Origin of the sequence: Neisseria sp. CCUG17229, assembly GCF_047839235.1 — a bacterium.
In the GTDB taxonomy this organism is placed as follows: domain Bacteria; phylum Pseudomonadota; class Gammaproteobacteria; order Burkholderiales; family Neisseriaceae; genus Neisseria; species Neisseria brasiliensis.
The window spans coordinates 2,026,762-2,043,851 of sequence record NZ_CP181247.1 but is presented as its reverse complement, the minus strand read 5'-3'; the positions used below and the strand labels follow the sequence as shown (position 1 = coordinate 2,043,851).

The following is a 17,090-nucleotide window of genomic DNA, read 5'->3' as shown; positions in this document are numbered from 1 at the left end:
TATGTTCAGCGAGTTAATTCCATTGGCTGAAACCGACTTACCTGCTCTGCTGTGTGAAAACGCAGCAGAGCGTTTGTTGCATTCAGACAGCCGCCAAATCAAGGCTGGTGATATTTTTGTTGCCTGTCAAGGCGAATATACCGATGGCCGCAGCTATATTCCGGCAGCGATTGCCAACGGTGCAGCATTTGTGTTTTGGGATGATGACGGCCGCTTTGCTTGGAATCCAGAATGGAATGTGCCTAATCAAGGCATTAAAGATTTGAAACACCGCGCCGGTATGCTGGCCGCCGAAGTGTACGGCAATGTTTCAGACGGCCTCAAAGTATGGGGCGTGACCGGCACCAACGGCAAAACCTCCATCACCCAATGGCTGGCGCAAGCCGCTGATTTATTGGGTGAACCGTGCGCCATTATCGGTACAGTCGGCAACGGTTTTTGGGGCAAACTGGAAGAAACCAGCCACACCACCCCTGATCCGGTCACCGTGCAAACCTTGCTGCATAAATTCAAACAACAAGGTGCTACTGTGGCAGCGATGGAAGTGTCGAGCCACGGTTTAGACCAATTCCGTGTTAACGGCGTGCCGTTTCAGACGGCCATTTTCACCAATCTCACGCGTGATCATCTCGATTATCACGGCACCATGGAAGCGTACGGCGACATTAAGGCTCGTCTGTTTTACTGGCAGGGCTTGAAGCACGCCGTGATTAATGTCGATGATGAATACGGTGCCGCTTTAATAGGCCGTCTGAAACAAGATAAGCCTGAATTGGCGGTGTATGGCTATGGTTTTCATGCCGATGCTGATATCCGCATTGTTGAGTTTCAAGCATCTTCAGACGGCATGACTGTGGTGTTTGATACGCCATGGGGCAAAGGCGAATGCAACAGCGGCTTGCTGGGCCGATTCAATGCGCAGAATTTGGCATCATGTGTCGGCTTGCTGTGTGCCAATGGTTATCCGCTGGATAAAGTATTGCAGGTTTTGGCGCAAGTCAGACCGGCTACCGGCCGCATGGATTGCATCATGAATAGCGGCAAACCTTTGGTGGTGGTCGATTACGCGCACACGCCTGATGCGTTGGAAAAAGCCTTGGCCACCTTGCAGGAAATCAAACCAAACGATGCCGCGCTGTGGTGTGTGTTTGGCTGCGGCGGCAATCGCGATCGCGGTAAACGCCCGTTGATGGGCGCGGCGGCAGTGGCCGGAGCGGATAAAGTGGTCGTGACCAGCGATAATCCACGCATGGAGCATCCGCAAGACATCATCAACGATATTCTGCCTGCGGTGCGCCAACCTGAAAAAGTCGAAGCCGACCGCAAAGCGGCAATTGAATACGCGGTTGCCCATGCCGCGGCAAACGACATCATTTTAATTGCCGGAAAAGGCCACGAAACCTACCAAGACATGCAGGGTGTGAAGCATCATTTTTCCGACTTTGAAATTGCCAAAGCCGCGTTGGACGAGCGTTAATAAAGAAAGACGACACCATGAAATACACCATCGGCCTGTGTATGGCTGCCATATTGGCATTGACTGCCTGCGGCGAAAAAGCAGTGGAGAAACCGGCTGCCCAAGCAGAAAATAGTAGCGGCGAAGTGTTTAAATTCAATAAAACCAGCCACAGCGTCAATCCGCAATACACCTTATACGGTTTGCGCCATTTGGTGATGAACAACCGCACCTATGCCAAAAAATATGCCAAAAAACACCCTGACCTATGGGCGCTGGGTGAAGAACATTTCCGCCGTGCCGAAAATGCGTTCCAAACCGACCAAGTAGAAGCGGCCGATGAAGCCTTCCGCTCGGCCATGGAGCAATATCAGGTGATTTTGAAAGCAGAAAAAGTACAAGGTTGATTTCAGACGGCCTTGATGAAGCAGGCCGTCTGAACAAGAAAGAAGATTCATGCCCCACACACTTCACCGCGCTTTTTTAATCGGAGTCACCTTCGTTTTATTGTTTGGTTGCAGTAGCGGAAAATTGCCGCACCCCAATGCCGAAATCGCCCATTTGCGCGCGCAAACGCCACCAGCTGCCGGCAGCCTGATGAATCCGGTTAAAGGTCATCGTTTCAGCGATACATGGCAGGTTGCCCGCAGTCACGGCCGCCGGCATGAAGGTGTGGATATTTTCGCCAAGAAAAACACCAAAATCCGCAGCACCACCAACGGCGTGGTGACCAAAATCGGCAACAACAAACTTGGCGGCAAAGTCATCGGTATTCAAGGCCCCGGCGCATGGCATTATTATGCCCACTTGAATAAATTTGCCAACATCAAACTCAACCAGCGCGTGAAAGCCGGACAAACCATCGGTTATGTTGGCGACACGGGCAATGTCAAAGGCACGCGGCCGCATTTGCATTACGGCGTTTATCTGCCAAGCGGTGCGGTGAATCCTTATCCCTTGATTAATCAGAATAAGTAGGTAAAATTATCCGCCCTAAAAAATGCGCCGCCTAATTATTGGCGTACACAGCCATCTTTTCAGACGGCCTCAGCTTTTGATAGGCCGTCTGAAAAAAACAAACCAGCCAAAGAAACCATGAAACCTTTAGATTTACACTTCATCTGCCAAGCCCTCAACCTGCCCATGCCGTCTGAAAATCAGCCGGTGCAGCGTATTGTGACCGACAGCCGCGATATTCAAATCGGCGATGTGTTTTTTGCGCTAGCAGGTGAACATTTCGACGCACATGATTTTGTCTGTGATGTGTTGGAACGCGGCGCGGCAGCAGTGGTGGTGTCGCGTGAAGATTGTGCGTGGCTGGAAGGTTCGTTGAAGGTAGAAGATACCTTGGCAGCCTTGCAAACGTTGGCCAAAGCGTGGCGCGATAACGTGGATCCGTTTGTGTTCGGCGTGACCGGCTCAAGCGGCAAAACCACAGTAAAAGAAATGCTGGCCGGTGTCTTGCGCCATCAGTTCGGTGATGAAGCTGTGTTGGCCACAGAGGGCAATTTCAACAACCACATCGGCTTGCCGCTGACCTTGTTGAAATTAAATGAACAACACCGCTATGCCGTGATTGAAATGGGCATGAACCATTTCGGCGAATTGTCGCAGTTGACCCGCATCGCCCAGCCCGATGTGGCGCTGGTGAACAATGCCTTGCGCGCGCACGTCGGTTGCGGTTTTGACGGCGTGGGCGACATTGCCAAAGCCAAAAGCGAAATTTATGAAGGTTTGGCTTCAGACGGCCTCGCATTGATTCCGTGTGAAGATGCCAATATTGACACCTTCAAAGCCGCCACAGGCCGTCTGAAAACGCAAACTTTTGGTGCGCAAAGCGGCGATGTGCATGCCGAAAATATCGTGTTGAAACCACTATCTTGCGAATTTGATTTGGTATGTGGCGACGAGTGTGCGGCGGTGGTGTTGCCGGTGCCGGGTAAGCACAATGTCAGCAATGCTTGTGCGGCAGCCGCTTTGGCACATGCAGCAGGTTTGAGCCTGCAACAGATTTCAGACGGCCTCAAGCATTTCAGCAACATCAAAGGCCGCCTGCAAATCAAACAAGGCATTAAAGGCGCGACTCTGATTGACGACACCTACAACGCCAATCCCGACAGCATGAAAGCCGCGCTGGACGTATTGGCCGCCCTGCCTGCCCCACGCGTGTTTGTGATGGGCGATATGGGCGAGTTGGGCGAAGACGAAGCCGCCGCCATGCACGCCGAAGTCGGTGTCTATGCGCGTGACAAAGGCATTGAGTTTGCCTATTTTGTCGGCGACGACAGCGTGGAAGCAGCGGAAACATTTGGCGCCGATGGTTTGTGGTTTGCGGCCAAAGACCCGCTGATTCAAGTGATGAGCCATGATTTGCCGCAAAATGCGCATGTGCTGGTGAAGGGTTCGCGCTTTATGAAAATGGAAGAAGTGGTTGAAGCATTGATCAATGCAGAGGCCGTCTGAAATTATTGAATGCCGTCTGAACCGATTGGTTTTTCAGACGGCCTGTCATCATCATTTAACGCGGCAGGGCAGCGGTGTTGCCTTGCTGACCAAAAAGTAAAAAAGGAAGTTTGAATGTTTTTATGGCTTGCCCATTTCAGCGATTGGTTTACTGCGCTGAACGTTTTCCAATACACCACATTCCGTGCGGTGATGGCGGCATTGACCGCGCTGGTGTTTTCACTGCTGCTCGGTCCGTGGACAATTCGCAAGCTGACGGCGTTGAAAGTCGGCCAAGCGGTGCGTACCGATGGTCCGCAAACCCACTTGGTGAAAAACGGCACGCCGACCATGGGCGGCTCGCTGATTTTGACCGCGATTACCGTATCGACTTTGTTGTGGGGCAATTGGGGCAATCCGTATATCTGGATTTTGCTGGCGGTGTTGCTGTCAACCGGCGCGCTGGGATTTTATGATGACTGGCGCAAAGTGGTTTATAAAGACCCAAACGGCGTATCGGCCAAATTCAAAATGGTGTGGCAATCGTCTGTGGCTTTGCTGGCCGGTATTTTCCTGTTTTACGCGGCCGAGCTGCCTTCTAGCACCGAATTTATTGTACCGTTTTTCAAGCAAATTGCTTATCCTTTGGGTGGCATCGGCTTCGTGGTGCTGACTTATCTGGTGATTGTCGGCACATCTAATGCGGTGAACCTGACCGACGGTTTGGACGGTTTGGCCGCGTTTCCGGTGGTGTTGGTAGCCGGCGGCTTGGCTATTTTTGCCTATGCCAGCGGCCACACCGAATTTGCCCGCTATCTGCAATTGCCTTATGTGGCCGGCGCCAATGAAGTGGTGATATTCTGCGCGGCGATGTGTGGGGCGTGTTTGGGCTTTTTGTGGTTTAACGCGTATCCGGCGCAAGTTTTTATGGGCGACGTGGGCGCATTGGCTTTGGGTGCGGCTTTGGGTACGGTGGCGGTGATTGTGCGTCAGGAAATCGTGTTGTTCATCATGGGCGGTTTGTTTGTGGTGGAAGCGATTTCGGTGATGTTGCAGGTCGGCTGGTATAAACGCACCAAAAAACGCATTTTCCTGATGGCGCCGATTCACCATCATTACGAACAAAAAGGCTGGAAAGAAACGCAAGTGGTGGTGCGCTTTTGGATTATCACCATTGTGTTGGTGCTGATTGGTTTGAGCACCTTGAAAATCCGCTAATGAAACAGGCCGTCTGAATGCTTTATCGTTCAGACGGCTTTGGAGCAGCTATGTATCACGCATTGGGCGGTGAGCAAGGTGTGCGTGCCTTGACTGACCGTTTTTACGACTTAATGGAACTCGAGCCAAAATATCAAGCCTTGCGCGAAATGCATGGCGACGATATGACCTTGATTCGCGACAAACTCTACGAATTTTTCAGTGGCTGGCTCGGTGGACCGCCTTTGTTTGAACAAAAATACGGCCATCCGCAACTTCGTGCGCGCCACATGCCGTTTGCCGTAAAAAGCCAAGTGCGCGACGAATGGGTGGCCTGTTTTGCCCAAGCCTTGAGTGAATTAGAAGTCGACAAAAAGCTGGCCGAACCTTTGCTGCTGCAAATCTATGCCATGGCCGATTGGATGCGCAATCAACATGAAGACGGTATTGTGCCGCCGATGCCGCCCGGTGCCAGCAGCCCTGAAGACAGACTGGTGGCGTTGCAGGAAATGCTGCCGCGTTATGATGTAAACGGATTTTTTCAGACGGCCTGAATATCCACAATAAAACCTATTGAATCGAACACAAAATGAATTGGCAAAATAAAAAAGTATTGGTCGCAGGTTTGGGCGGCTCGGGTATTTCGATGATTGCATTTCTGCGCCAAGCCGGTGCCGAAGTGGCGGCTTACGATGCGGCACTCAAGCCTGAGCGCGTGGCGCAAATCGGTAAAATGTTTGACGGCTTGAAGTTTTACACAGGCCGTCTGAAAGATGCGTTGGCAGACGGTTTCGATACGCTGGCCATCAGCCCGGGCATTAGCGAGCGCCAGCCGGATATTGCCGAATTTAAAGCCAATGGCGGCCGCGTGTTGGGCGACATTGAAATATTGGCCGGTGTGTTGAACGAGCGCGGCGATAAAGTGATTGCCATCACAGGCAGCAACGGCAAAACTACCGTCACCAGTTTGGTTGGCTATTTGTGTATCAAATGCGGCTTGGATACCGTGATTGCGGGCAACATCGGTACGCCGGTTTTAGAAGCCGAGTTGCAGCGTGAAGGCAAAAAAGCCGATGTGTGGGTGTTGGAATTGTCCAGCTTCCAATTGGAAAACACTGAAAGCCTGCGCCCAAGTGCGGCGACGGTGTTGAATATTTCCGAAGACCATCTCGACCGCTACGATGATTTGCTTGATTACGCCCATGCCAAAGACAAAATTTTCCGTGGCGAAGGCGTGCAGGTATTGAATGCGGACGATGTATTCTGCCGCGCCATGAAGCGGGCCGAGCGCGAAGTAAAATGGTTTTCGATTGAACATACGGCCGATTATTGGCTGGAACGCGAAACAGGCCGTCTGAAACACGGTAGCGATAATTTGCTGGCCACAGCCGATATTCCGCTGCAAGGTCTGCACAATGCGGCCAATGTGCTGGCTGCGGTGGCCTTATGCGAAGCCATTGGTTTGCCGCGCGAAGCTTTGTTGGAACACGTCAAAACCTTCCAAGGTTTGCCGCACCGCGTGGAAAAAATCGGTGAGAAAAACGGCGTGATTTTTATCGACGACAGCAAAGGTACCAATGTCGGTGCTACCGCTGCCGCAATTGCTGGTTTGCAAAATCCGCTGTGGGTGATTTTAGGCGGTGTGGGTAAAGGCCAAGATTTCTCGCCTCTGAAAAATGTATTGGCAGGCAAGGCCAAAAGGGTGTTGCTGATTGGAGAAGACGCACCGCTGATTCGCCGTGATTTGGCCGGTTGCGGCGTGGCGATGACCGATTGCGCTACTTTGCCAGAAGCGGTTCAGACGGCCTATATCCACGCCGAAGCGGGCGATGTGGTGTTGTTGAGTCCGGCTTGTGCCAGCTTTGATATGTTCACCGGCTATGCGCATCGGGCGGAAGTGTTTATCGAAGCGTTTCAGGCTTTGTAGGCCGTCTGAACGCACCACTGAAATAATCATTTAATTCATAAGTATAATCTCTGTTCAGACGGCCTGAATATGTCAGGCCGTCTGAACACTTTACTCAAGCTGCAATGCTTTTTTAACATGAATGTCCTAACTAAACTTTCTAATTATATATCCCGTCATGTATCCCGATTCTTAGACAGGCCTATTGTACGCAGCGGTCAAAAAATCGATGTTTCGTTGTTGTGGATGATTATTCTGATGACGTCATTCAGTCTGCTGATGATTTATTCGGCTTCGATTGCGTATGCGGCCGCTGAAGGCGGTAATCAGTATTCTTTTTTGTATAAGCAGGCAATTTTTATCATTTTGGGTGTGGTTGTGTGCGGCATTATTTCTCTTTTCAAAATGACGTCTTGGAAAAAGTTTATGCCGTGGTATTTCGCCTTGTGCGGGATATTGTTGGTTGTGGTATTGGGCGTGGGGCGTGAGATTAACGGTGCGACGCGCTGGATTCACATCGGTCCGATTAACCTGCAGCCGACCGAAATGTTTAAATTGGCTGTGATTCTGTATTTAGCCAGTTTGTTTACACGCAAAGCGGAAGTGTTGCAGAGTGTGAAAAAAATCATCAAACCGGGCTCGCTGTTGGTGGTCGGCCTGATTTTGATTATGGCACAACCCGATTTCGGCTCGTTTGCGGTGATTATCGGCATCATTATGGGAATGCTGTATTTGGCTGATTTCCCATGGAAATATTTTGTCATGATGTTGGTGATGGTGTTGATCGGTATGGGCGGCTTGATTGTGGCCGCACCTTACCGCATGGCACGATTTGCTGGTTTTCTTGATCCATGGGCAGATCCATTGGGCAAGGGCTATCAGTTGACCCATTCCTTGATGGCGATTGCACGCGGCGAATGGTTAGGTGTGGGCTTGGGGGCGAGTTTGGAAAAACGCTTTTACCTGCCTGAAGCGCATACCGACTTTATTTTCGCCGTGATTGGCGAAGAATTCGGCTTTTTGGGCATGTGTGTGCTGGTGTTTTGTTATGGCTGGCTGGCGGTGCGAGCTTTTTCCATCGGCAAGCAGGCGCGGGATTTGGATTTGATTTTCAGCGCCTATGTAGCCAACGGTATCGGCATTTGGATTTGGATTCAGAGTTTCTTTAATATCGGTGTAAACATCGGTATTCTACCAACCAAGGGCTTACCCTTGCCGTTGATGTCGTACGGTGGTTCGGCTGTGGTGATTATGTTAATCTGCATGACATTGTTGTTGCGGATTGATTATGAAAACCGCCAAAAAATGCGCGGTTATCAGATAGAAGGATAGAATAAATGGGCGGTAAGACATTTATGTTGATGGCCGGCGGTACCGGCGGCCATATTTTTCCGGCATTGGCTGTGGCCGACTCCTTGCGTGCGCGCGGCCATCATGTGATTTGGCTGGGTAGCGAAGGCGCGATGGAAACGCGTATCGTGCCGCAATACGATATTTTATTGGAAACCTTGGCGATTAAAGGTGTGCGCGGCAATGGTTTGAAACGCAAGCTGATGCTGCCGTTTACGCTGTTTAAAACCGTTCGCGCGGCGCAGCGCATCATCAAAAAACACCGCGTGGCCTGCGTGATTGGTTTTGGTGGTTTTGTGACTTTTCCGGGCGGTGTGGCAGCCAAATTGTGCGGCGTGCCGATTGTGATTCACGAGCAAAATGCCGTGGCCGGTTTGTCTAACCGCCAATTGTCGCGCTGGGCAAAACGGGTGCTGTATGCCTTCCCGAAAGCGTTTGAACACGAAAATGGTTTGGTCGGCAACCCTGTGCGTGCGGATATTGCCAATTTGCTGGCTCCGGCCGAACGCTTTGCCGGTAGAACAGGCCGTCTGAAAGTATTGGTGATGGGCGGTAGCTTGGGGGCGGATATTCTGAACCAAACCTTACCGAAAGCGTTGGCGTTATTGCCTGAACATGAGCGCCCGCAAATGTATCATCAATCCGGCCGCAACAAATTGGGTAGTCTGCAGGCCGATTACGATGCCTTGGGCGTGGAAGCCGAGTGTGTGGAATTTATTACCGACATGGTATCGGCGTATCGCGATGCCGATTTGGTGATTTGCCGCGCCGGTGCGCTGACGATTGCTGAATTGACAGCTGCCGGTGTTGGTGCGTTGTTGGTGCCGTATCCACACGCGGTGGATGACCATCAAACCGCCAATGCCCGTTTTATGGTGCGCGCGCAAGCTGGTTTGCTGTTGCCCCAGACGCAGTTAACGCCGGAAAAATTGGCCGAAGTGTTGAGCGGTTTAACGCGCGAACAATGTTTGCAATGGGCAGAACAAGCACGCACATTGGCCTTGCCGCACAGCGCAGATGATGTGGCACAAGCTGCGATTGATGTGGTGGGTTGAGCCTTTTAAAATAGGCCGTCTGAAAAGAGTAGGGCAGTTTCAGACGGCCTGACATGCTATGTTAATTAGCCTTTACAATAAAACAATGGCGCATAACGCAGCAGCCCTTTAGAATAACGCTTTTACGTAAAAATTGACTTCGGGACAGAAATCATGATGAAAAATCGAGTAACCAATATTCACTTTGTCGGCATCGGCGGCGTCGGCATGTGCGGCATTGCTGAAGTGTTGCACAATTTGGGTTTTAAGGTTTCCGGTTCCGACCAGTCGAAAAACGCCACCACCGAGCACTTATCGGCCTTGGGTATTCAAGTGTACCCCGGACATACCGCCGAACACGTGAATGGCGCCGATGTGGTGGTGACCTCTACCGCCGTAAAATCCGATAATCCTGAAGTGGTGGCGGCCAATGAGCAACATATTCCCGTGATTCCGCGCGCACTGATGCTGGCGGAACTGATGCGTTTCCGTGACGGCATCGCTATTGCCGGTACCCACGGTAAAACTACTACTACCAGCCTGACCGCTTCGATTTTGGCGGCCGCCGGGTTGGATCCCACTTTTGTGATTGGTGGCAAACTTACTGCCGCCGGTTCGAATGCCCGTTTGGGTCAGGGCGAATACATCGTGGCCGAAGCCGATGAATCGGATGCGTCTTTTCTGCATTTGACGCCGATTATGTCGGTGGTGACCAACATCGATGAAGATCACATGGATACATACGGCCACAGCGTGGAAAAGCTGCATCAGGCCTTCATCGATTTTATTCACCGCATGCCGTTTTACGGTAAAGCATTTTTGTGTATCGACAGCGAATACGTGCGTGCGATTGTGCCAAAAGTGAGCAAACCGTTTGCCACTTATGGCTTGGACGATACTGCGGATATTTACGCCACCGATATTGAAAACGTTGGTGCGCAAATGAAATTTACCGTGCATGTCAACATGAAAGGCCACGAGCAAGCGCCGTTTGAAGTGGTGTTGAATATGCCGGGTCGCCATAATGTATTGAACGCTTTGGCCGCCATCGGTGTGGCCTTAGAAGTGGGCGCTTCGGTTGAAGCCATCCAACAAGGCTTGCTCGGCTTTGCCGGTGTTGGCCGCCGTTTCCAAAAATATGGTGAAGTGGCCTTGCCAAAAGGCGGTAAAGCGCTGTTGGTTGACGATTACGGCCACCATCCGGTGGAAATGGCCGCCACTGTGGCCGCCGCGCGTGGTGCGTATCCGGATAAGCGTTTGGTGTTGGCATTCCAACCACACCGCTACACGCGTACCCGCGATTTGTTTGAAGATTTCACCAAGGTATTGAATACCGTTGATTCGCTAGTGTTGACCGAAGTGTATGCCGCCGGTGAAGAACCGATTGCCGCCGCCGATTCGCGTGCGTTGGCGCGCGCCATTCGCGTATTGGGCAAACTGGAGCCGATTTACTGCGAAAACGTAGCCGAATTGCCGGAAATGTTGCTGAATGTGCTGCAAGATGGCGATGTGGTATTGACCATGGGGGCTGGTAGCATCAATAAAGTACCGCAAGCCATGTTGGATGCGAGCAAACAATAATAATGGGAAAGGCCGTCTGAATAAGTTTGGCCGTCTGAAAGATTAGAAAGACAAGCAGTATGCAGAATTTTGGCAAAGTGGCCGTGTTGATGGGCGGTTTTTCAACCGAGCGCGACGTTTCCTTAGACAGCGGCGCCGCGATTTTGGCGGCTCTGAAAAGTAAAGGTGTTGATGCGCATGCGTTCGACCCGAAAGAAACCCCGTTAGGCGAATTGAAAACCCAAGGTTTTCAGACGGCCTTCAATATCTTACACGGCACTTACGGCGAAGATGGCGCGATTCAAGGCGCGTTGGAATTGATGAACATGCCTTACACTGGTAGCGGTGTGGCCGCTTCGGCCATCGGTATGGATAAATACCGTTGCAAACTGATTTGGCAGGCTTTGGGCTTGCCTGTGCCGGAATTTGCTGTTTTGCGTGACGACAGCGATTTCGATGCGGTTGAAAAAACCTTAGGTTTGCCGATGTTTGTCAAACCGGCGGCAGAGGGCAGCAGTGTCGGCGTGGTAAAAGTGAAAGAAGCAGGCCGTCTGAAAGCGGTTTACGAAGAATTAAAGCATTTACAGGGTGAGATTATCGCCGAACGTTTCATTGGCGGCGGTGAGTATTCTTGTCCGGTATTGTGCAACCGTGGTTTGCCGAGCATTCACATTACTCCGCAAACCGAGTTTTACGATTGGGAAGCCAAATACCAGCGTGATGATACCGTTTACCAATGCCCGTCTGATTTGAGCGAGAGCGATGAAGCCTTGATGCGCGAGCTGGCAGTGCGCGGTGCGCAGGCGATTGGTGCGGAAGGTTGTGTGCGCGTTGACTTTCTGAAAGATACCGATGGTAAACTGTATCTTTTGGAAATCAATACCTTGCCGGGTATGACCAGTCATAGTTTAGTACCGAAATCCGCCGCACAAACCGGCTTGGATTTTGCCGATTTATGTCTTGAAATTTTGAAAACTGCTCATGTGGGATGATGCCGGCGCCTTGGGGCGGTTAACAAGATGGTTGTGTGTGTTGGTGGCGTTGCTACTCATCGGCACAGGTGTGGCATGGATGTATCATTCGGACCACTTTCCCATCAAGCAGGTTGCTATTGAAGGCAAGCTGACCCATATTGATGGCAAAGAGCTGCAAACCATTGCGCAAAAACACTTGGTCGGCAATATTTTTCGTGCTGATATGAATGCCACGCAAGAGGCTTTTCAACAATTGCCTTGGGTGGATTCGGCTTTGGTGCGCCGCCGTTTGCCGGATACAGTTGAAATCCATCTGACTGAGCGCATAGCCATCGCCCAATGGAAAAAATCGGGTTTGGTTGATACCAAAGGCAATGTATTTCAAGCCACGTTGGAGCAGGATTTGCCGGTTTTCGAAGGACAGCCCGGCACAGGTAAAGACATGGTCAGACACTACAATGAATTTACCGGTGTTCTTGAAGCACGTGGTTTAAAAGTGAAAGAGCTGATCTACACGCCACGTTCGGCTTGGTCGGTGGTGTTGGACAACGGCATTACCGTGCGCTTAGGGCGCGAGCATGAAATCAAACGCTTGCAGTTTTTCGCCGAAATTTGGCCAAGCCTGCTGCAAAAACACCGTGACCGTTTATTATATGTCGATATGCGTTATAAAGACGGCTTTTCGGTGCGATACAAACAACCTTTGGATGGGCCGTCTGAATAACCAGGCTCAGTAAAAATACAACATTAGCGAAATGAATGGGAATTTATGGAACAAGGCAAATACATCAGTGCATTGGACATCGGCACGTCAAAAGTGATTGCACTCATCGGGGAAGTGCAAGAAGACAATGAAATCCACATTGTCGGTTTGGGTCAAGCACCATCACGCGGCTTGAAAGCCGGTATGGTGACCAACATCGATGCGACTGCACAAGCCATCAAACAAGCAGTAAATGAAGCCGAATTAATGGCGGATACCAAAATCTCCCGTGTTACCACGGGTATTGCCGGCAACCACATTCGCAGCCTGAATTCGCAAGGTGTAGTGAAAATCAAAGACGGCGAAGTAACACAGGCTGACATCGACCGCGCCATCGAAACCGCCAAAGCCATCAACATCCCGCCTGACCACAATATTTTGCATACCGTGGTGCAGGAATACATCATCGATAACCAGCCGGGGGTAAAAGAGCCAATTGGCATGAGCGGCGTGCGTTTGGATACGCGGGTGCACATCATTACCGGTGCCAATACTGCTTTGCAAAATATTCAAAAATGCATTCAGCGTTGTGATTTGCAGATGGAGCAAATTATGCTGCAACCGTTGGCCAGCGGCCAAGCCGTATTGACTGAAGATGAAAAAGATTTGGGCGTGTGTGTGATCGACATCGGTGGCGGTACAACCGACATCGCGGTTTATACCAACGGTGCCATCCGTCATACCGCCGTGATTCCTGTAGCGGGTGACTTGATTACCAAAGATTTGGCACAAGCTTTGCGCACGCCGCACAGCGCCGCCGAATACATCAAAATCCATTACGGTGTTGCCATTCCGACTATGGAAGGCTTGGACGAAATGGTTGAAGTACCAAGCGTGGGTGACCGTTTGCCGCGCCAAATTTCACGTCGTGTATTGGCTAGTGTGATTGGCCCGCGTGTGGAAGAAATCTTGGAATTGACGTTGAACGAGTTGCGCCGCTCAGGCTTCCCTGAAGAAGTGTTGACTTCCGGTATCGTGTTGACCGGTGGTGCATCTATGTTGACCGGTATTGTCGAGTTAACAGAAGAAATCTTCAATCTGCCGGCGCGTATCGGTGTACCGCAAGAAATGGGAGGCGTATCAGAGCGTATCCGTAATCCGCGCTATGCGACTGCCATCGGCTTATTACAAGTAGCACGCGGCGAAGAAGACGGTAGCCCGGTAACCGGCGCGGTACATGTTGGCGGTGATAGCGGTGAAAAACTCAGCTTGTGGGCGCGCTTCCAAAAATTCTTAAAAGATAATTTTTAATCCGTTAAAGTTGCTAATTTGTTATGGTAGATGTTCAGACGGCCTATTCGGTTGGTATCATTGTTTAGGCTGTCTGAAAGCAGACTGTATGTTTTTTGTTTAAAAAGCGCTGAGGAAAACGGACAGATATGGTTCATGGCAGAAGTATTTTGCAAGTGATCGGATACTTCTTATATAATATACAGTGAGAATTTATTTTTAACCGTCCTCACAGCAGGGCGCGGAGGAGTATTGAATGGAATTTGTTTACGACGTAGCGGAATCAGCCGCAAGCCCTGCAGTCATTAAAGTGATTGGTTTGGGTGGCGGTGGCTGCAATGCCATCAACAACATGATTGAAAACACCATTCAAGGTGTGGAATTCATCAGTGCCAATACAGATGCCCAATCATTGGGTAAAAACAATGCGGCCAAACGTATTCAATTGGGCACAAATCTGACCCGTGGTTTGGGTGCGGGTGCCAATCCTGAAATTGGACGTGCGGCTGCTCAAGAAGAGCGTGAAGCCATCGAAGATGCCATTCGTGGCGCCAATATGTTGTTCATTACCACTGGTATGGGTGGTGGTACCGGTACCGGTGCGGCACCTGTCGTGGCAGAAATCGCTAAAGAAATGGGTATTCTGACTGTTGCCGTGGTCACTCGTCCGAGCAATTTTGAAGGTAACAAACGCGGTCATATCGCCCAAAACGGCTTGGAGCAATTGAAGAGCCAAGTGGATTCTCTGATCGTGATCCCGAATGACAAATTATTCACCGTCTTGGGTGAAGATGCCACCATGCGTGAAGCATTCCGTGCGGCTGATGATGTATTGCGCAACGCCGTTGCCGGTATTTCTGAAGTGGTAACCAACCCTGGTTTCATCAATGTTGACTTTGCCGACGTGAAAAACGTGATGGGCATTAAAGGTATGGCCATGATGGGTTCGGGCTTTGCCCAAGGTATCGACCGCGCACGTTTGGCGACCGAACAAGCAATTTCCAGCCCATTGTTGGATGGCGTAACCTTGGATGGTGCGCGCGGTGTATTGGTGAATGTGACCACTGCACCAGGTTGCCTGAAAATGTCTGAATACGGCGAAATCATGAAAGTGGTGAACAGCAACGCTCACCCGGATGCCGAATGTAAGTTTGGTACCGCTGAAGATGAAAACATGAGCGAAGATGCAATTCGTGTGACCATTATCGCTACCGGTTTGCAAGAGCATGGCCAGCAAGTTGCGCCTGTGCGTACTTCATCACGTGTACAGCAGGCTTTAGGCAATCGGGAAGAGCAAATCCAACAACCACACAATGTTGATGGTTTGGTACGTTCAGGTCGCGGTACGCGTGGTATGAATCTGACTGCTGCCGACTTCGGTAATCAATCGGTTTTGGATGATTTTGAAATTCCGGCTATTTTGCGCCGTCAAAATTCTTCTGATAATTGATGAGATGAATCATCAAAAAGCCTGCTTAAATAGCAGGCTTTTTGTTTGGAATCATTGAAATAAAACCCGAGACCTTTGCAAACCCCTAGATTTGAGTACGCTCGAAGTTGGAGCAGTGTAGAAAGCGCAGATGTATTATTAAAATAGGCAAGCTTAACGAACAAATGTGCCAAACACAGGAGTTTTACAAAGGTCTCAAGCCGTCTGAAGGTTGTATTTCAGACGGCCTTCATCTGTTGTCGTTTATACTGATGTCGTTAATACTGAGTTTATCGGATAAAACAGGATTTACGCCCAATTTTCAGCCAGGCGATTGGCTTCTTCCAGTCGTTCGATGGTGCCGACATCCAGCCAAAGCCCGTCATGCTTTTGGCCGCTGATTTGTTGCTTATCCATTGCTGATCGTAAAAGCGGTGCCAATTTGGCGGCTTGATGGGCAGGGGTGTGCTGAAACAAATTGGGGTGATAAACGCCCATACCGCTAAAGGTTAATCCTTGGCCGTTATGTGGGTCGGCGGCAAGCAGGCCGTCTGAAAGTAGGCCAAAGTCACCTTTTAGGTTGTGCGCCGGATTGTTAACCAGCCATAAGTGCGCCAATTGCTGTTTTTGCGTTAAGGTTTGCGCCACAGAAGCGGCTGCTTGAAAATCAATGTCGGTTAAAACATCGCCGTTGATGACCAAAAAGGGTTCATTGCCCAATAAAGGCAAAGCAGTAGCAATGCCGCCGGCAGTTTCCAGTCCTCCAGATAGCTCGGGTGAGTAGGTGATATTGATGCCGTATTGTGCGCCGTTGCCTAAAGCTTGTTCGATTTGCTCGCCCAGCCATGCGTAGTTGATGACAATTTCTGTGATTCCGGCTTGTTTCAGACGGCGTAAATGCCAGCCGATAAGTGGCTCTTTGCCAACTTTTAACAGTGGTTTGGGGCAGATGTCGGTCAGGGGGCGCATGCGCTCGCCACGGCCGGCAGCCAGAATCATTGCTTTCATGTGTGTATCCAAAAATTTTGTCAAATAGTTGAAATTGTATAGCCGATAGTATGCTTCGACAAGCTTAGGTTGCCAGTACCCTTATGTATGAAGCCTATACAGCCGCCGCTACCGCCTTGTCTTATTTATATTTTAAACAGCTATATGGCCCTTTAATGATTTACGATTACAAATAGTATTGAAATACAAATTAAAGCCGTCTGAACTTTGTTGTTCAGACGGCCTTTTGCTATGCCAATGATTTGAATTGTCTGCGGAAATACAATAAAGCAGGCGAGGTGGTGTCGGCCACTTTGATTTCATTGAGACGGACATAAAAAATATAGTGCGTACCGATTTCATGCTGCTCGATAATTTGGCCGTGCAGATGAGCTAAAGCGCCTTCTACTTCAAGTTGACCGGTTTGGCCGCGATGCCAGATATGGTATTCAAAGCGCTCTTCCGGTGAGAGGTTGGTCATGCCGGCGAAGTGTTCGGCAATGTCCTGCTGGCCGTCTGAAAGCGTGTTGATACATAAATCACGGTTTTGCAGCAAAATCGGGATAATCGCCGCTTCACGATTGATGCACAGCATAATGGTAGGTGGCTCGTCGGTTACAGATGTTACGGCGGTCATGGTAATGCCGTAACGCCCAGCGGCACCGTCTGTCGTAATGACATGCACGCCTGCTGCTGCAGAAGCCATAGCATCACGAAACGGTTGCTTAAGTGTGTGTGTGGAATCAGTCATTCTGTGATAAC

At 50.4% G+C, this 17,090-nt stretch carries 16 protein-coding genes; 14 read left to right on the top strand and 2 right to left on the bottom strand.

Annotation, left to right across the window (positions count from 1 at the left end; genetic code table 11):
* The first annotated feature begins 1 nt into the window (after window position 1).
* From ACM67B_RS09765 to ftsZ, 14 genes are all read left to right on the top strand, one after another.
* Window positions 2-1,477, top strand: coding sequence for a UDP-N-acetylmuramoyl-L-alanyl-D-glutamate--2,6-diaminopimelate ligase (locus ACM67B_RS09765; RefSeq protein ID WP_416189451.1), 1,476 nt, complete (start codon window positions 2-4; stop codon window positions 1,475-1,477).
* 17 nt (window positions 1,478-1,494) lie between these two features.
* Entirely contained in the window at window positions 1,495-1,863 is a 369-nt protein-coding gene (locus tag ACM67B_RS09760) for a hypothetical protein (protein WP_416189450.1), read from the top strand.
* A 49-nt stretch (window positions 1,864-1,912) separates the two neighbouring features.
* On the top strand, window positions 1,913-2,434 hold the full coding sequence (locus ACM67B_RS09755; protein WP_416189449.1) for a M23 family metallopeptidase: 522 nt from the start codon (window positions 1,913-1,915) through the stop codon (window positions 2,432-2,434).
* Between the two features lie 117 nt (window positions 2,435-2,551).
* Window positions 2,552-3,919: a UDP-N-acetylmuramoyl-tripeptide--D-alanyl-D-alanine ligase gene (locus ACM67B_RS09750; protein WP_416189448.1), complete on the top strand. Its 1,368-nt coding sequence runs from the start codon at window positions 2,552-2,554 to the stop codon at window positions 3,917-3,919.
* Between the two features lie 114 nt (window positions 3,920-4,033).
* Window positions 4,034-5,116, top strand: coding sequence for a phospho-N-acetylmuramoyl-pentapeptide-transferase (mraY, locus tag ACM67B_RS09745; protein WP_416189447.1), 1,083 nt, complete (start codon window positions 4,034-4,036; stop codon window positions 5,114-5,116).
* Window positions 5,117-5,166: 50 nt separating this feature from the next.
* Window positions 5,167-5,649 (top strand): group II truncated hemoglobin, encoded by a 483-nt coding sequence (locus ACM67B_RS09740; protein WP_416190562.1) that lies wholly within the window; start codon window positions 5,167-5,169, stop codon window positions 5,647-5,649.
* A 35-nt stretch (window positions 5,650-5,684) separates the two neighbouring features.
* Window positions 5,685-7,022, top strand: coding sequence for a UDP-N-acetylmuramoyl-L-alanine--D-glutamate ligase (gene murD / locus ACM67B_RS09735; RefSeq protein ID WP_416189446.1), 1,338 nt, complete (start codon window positions 5,685-5,687; stop codon window positions 7,020-7,022).
* A gap of 117 nt (window positions 7,023-7,139) precedes the next feature.
* Entirely contained in the window at window positions 7,140-8,333 is a 1,194-nt protein-coding gene (ftsW, locus tag ACM67B_RS09730; protein ID WP_416189445.1) for a putative lipid II flippase FtsW, read from the top strand.
* Between the two features lie 5 nt (window positions 8,334-8,338).
* Entirely contained in the window at window positions 8,339-9,406 is a 1,068-nt protein-coding gene (gene murG / locus ACM67B_RS09725; RefSeq protein WP_416189444.1) for an undecaprenyldiphospho-muramoylpentapeptide beta-N-acetylglucosaminyltransferase, read from the top strand.
* Between the two features lie 153 nt (window positions 9,407-9,559).
* Entirely contained in the window at window positions 9,560-10,966 is a 1,407-nt protein-coding gene (gene murC, locus ACM67B_RS09720) for a UDP-N-acetylmuramate--L-alanine ligase (RefSeq protein WP_416189443.1), read from the top strand.
* 59 nt (window positions 10,967-11,025) lie between these two features.
* Window positions 11,026-11,937 carry a D-alanine--D-alanine ligase gene (locus ACM67B_RS09715; protein WP_416189442.1) on the top strand — a complete coding sequence of 304 codons (912 nt, stop codon included), beginning with the start codon at window positions 11,026-11,028 and terminating at the stop codon, window positions 11,935-11,937.
* The gene (locus ACM67B_RS09710; RefSeq protein WP_416189441.1) at window positions 11,927-12,643 is read left to right on the top strand and encodes a cell division protein FtsQ/DivIB; all 717 of its coding nucleotides are present in this window, start codon (window positions 11,927-11,929) and stop codon (window positions 12,641-12,643) included. Before ACM67B_RS09715 ends, ACM67B_RS09710 begins: the two co-directional genes overlap by 11 nt.
* Window positions 12,644-12,688: 45 nt before the next feature.
* Entirely contained in the window at window positions 12,689-13,933 is a 1,245-nt protein-coding gene (ftsA, locus tag ACM67B_RS09705) for a cell division protein FtsA (RefSeq protein WP_416189440.1), read from the top strand.
* A gap of 235 nt (window positions 13,934-14,168) precedes the next feature.
* On the top strand, window positions 14,169-15,362 hold the full coding sequence (gene ftsZ / locus ACM67B_RS09700; protein ID WP_416189439.1) for a cell division protein FtsZ: 1,194 nt from the start codon (window positions 14,169-14,171) through the stop codon (window positions 15,360-15,362).
* Between the two features lie 288 nt (window positions 15,363-15,650).
* Here the strand turns inward: ftsZ and murU are convergent, their stop codons facing one another.
* Window positions 15,651-16,349: an N-acetylmuramate alpha-1-phosphate uridylyltransferase MurU gene (murU, locus tag ACM67B_RS09695; protein ID WP_416189438.1), complete on the bottom strand. Its 699-nt coding sequence runs from the start codon at window positions 16,347-16,349 to the stop codon at window positions 15,651-15,653.
* Window positions 16,350-16,578: 229 nt separating this feature from the next.
* Complete coding sequence (hpaC, locus tag ACM67B_RS09690; RefSeq protein WP_416189437.1) at window positions 16,579-17,079, bottom strand: 4-hydroxyphenylacetate 3-monooxygenase, reductase component; 501 nt, start codon at window positions 17,077-17,079, stop codon at window positions 16,579-16,581.
* Between the last annotated feature and the right edge of the window lie 11 nt (window positions 17,080-17,090).

What these genes read in the sequence shown, in the direction of transcription:
- ACM67B_RS09765 (WP_416189451.1), top strand. Translation starts at nt 2, where the DNA reads ATGTTCAGCGAGTTAATTCCATTGGCTGAAACCGACTTACCTGCTCTG.
- ACM67B_RS09760 (WP_416189450.1), top strand. Translation starts at nt 1,495, where the DNA reads ATGAAATACACCATCGGCCTGTGTATGGCTGCCATATTGGCATTGACT.
- ACM67B_RS09755 (WP_416189449.1), top strand. Translation starts at nt 1,913, where the DNA reads ATGCCCCACACACTTCACCGCGCTTTTTTAATCGGAGTCACCTTCGTT.
- ACM67B_RS09750 (WP_416189448.1), top strand. Translation starts at nt 2,552, where the DNA reads ATGAAACCTTTAGATTTACACTTCATCTGCCAAGCCCTCAACCTGCCC.
- mraY (WP_416189447.1), top strand. Translation starts at nt 4,034, where the DNA reads ATGTTTTTATGGCTTGCCCATTTCAGCGATTGGTTTACTGCGCTGAAC.
- ACM67B_RS09740 (WP_416190562.1), top strand. Translation starts at nt 5,167, where the DNA reads ATGTATCACGCATTGGGCGGTGAGCAAGGTGTGCGTGCCTTGACTGAC.
- murD (WP_416189446.1), top strand. Translation starts at nt 5,685, where the DNA reads ATGAATTGGCAAAATAAAAAAGTATTGGTCGCAGGTTTGGGCGGCTCG.
- ftsW (WP_416189445.1), top strand. Translation starts at nt 7,140, where the DNA reads ATGAATGTCCTAACTAAACTTTCTAATTATATATCCCGTCATGTATCC.
- murG (WP_416189444.1), top strand. Translation starts at nt 8,339, where the DNA reads ATGGGCGGTAAGACATTTATGTTGATGGCCGGCGGTACCGGCGGCCAT.
- murC (WP_416189443.1), top strand. Translation starts at nt 9,560, where the DNA reads ATGATGAAAAATCGAGTAACCAATATTCACTTTGTCGGCATCGGCGGC.
- ACM67B_RS09715 (WP_416189442.1), top strand. Translation starts at nt 11,026, where the DNA reads ATGCAGAATTTTGGCAAAGTGGCCGTGTTGATGGGCGGTTTTTCAACC.
- ACM67B_RS09710 (WP_416189441.1), top strand. Translation starts at nt 11,927, where the DNA reads ATGTGGGATGATGCCGGCGCCTTGGGGCGGTTAACAAGATGGTTGTGT.
- ftsA (WP_416189440.1), top strand. Translation starts at nt 12,689, where the DNA reads ATGGAACAAGGCAAATACATCAGTGCATTGGACATCGGCACGTCAAAA.
- ftsZ (WP_416189439.1), top strand. Translation starts at nt 14,169, where the DNA reads ATGGAATTTGTTTACGACGTAGCGGAATCAGCCGCAAGCCCTGCAGTC.
- murU (WP_416189438.1), bottom strand. Translation starts at nt 16,349, where the DNA reads ATGAAAGCAATGATTCTGGCTGCCGGCCGTGGCGAGCGCATGCGCCCC.
- hpaC (WP_416189437.1), bottom strand. Translation starts at nt 17,079, where the DNA reads ATGACTGATTCCACACACACACTTAAGCAACCGTTTCGTGATGCTATG.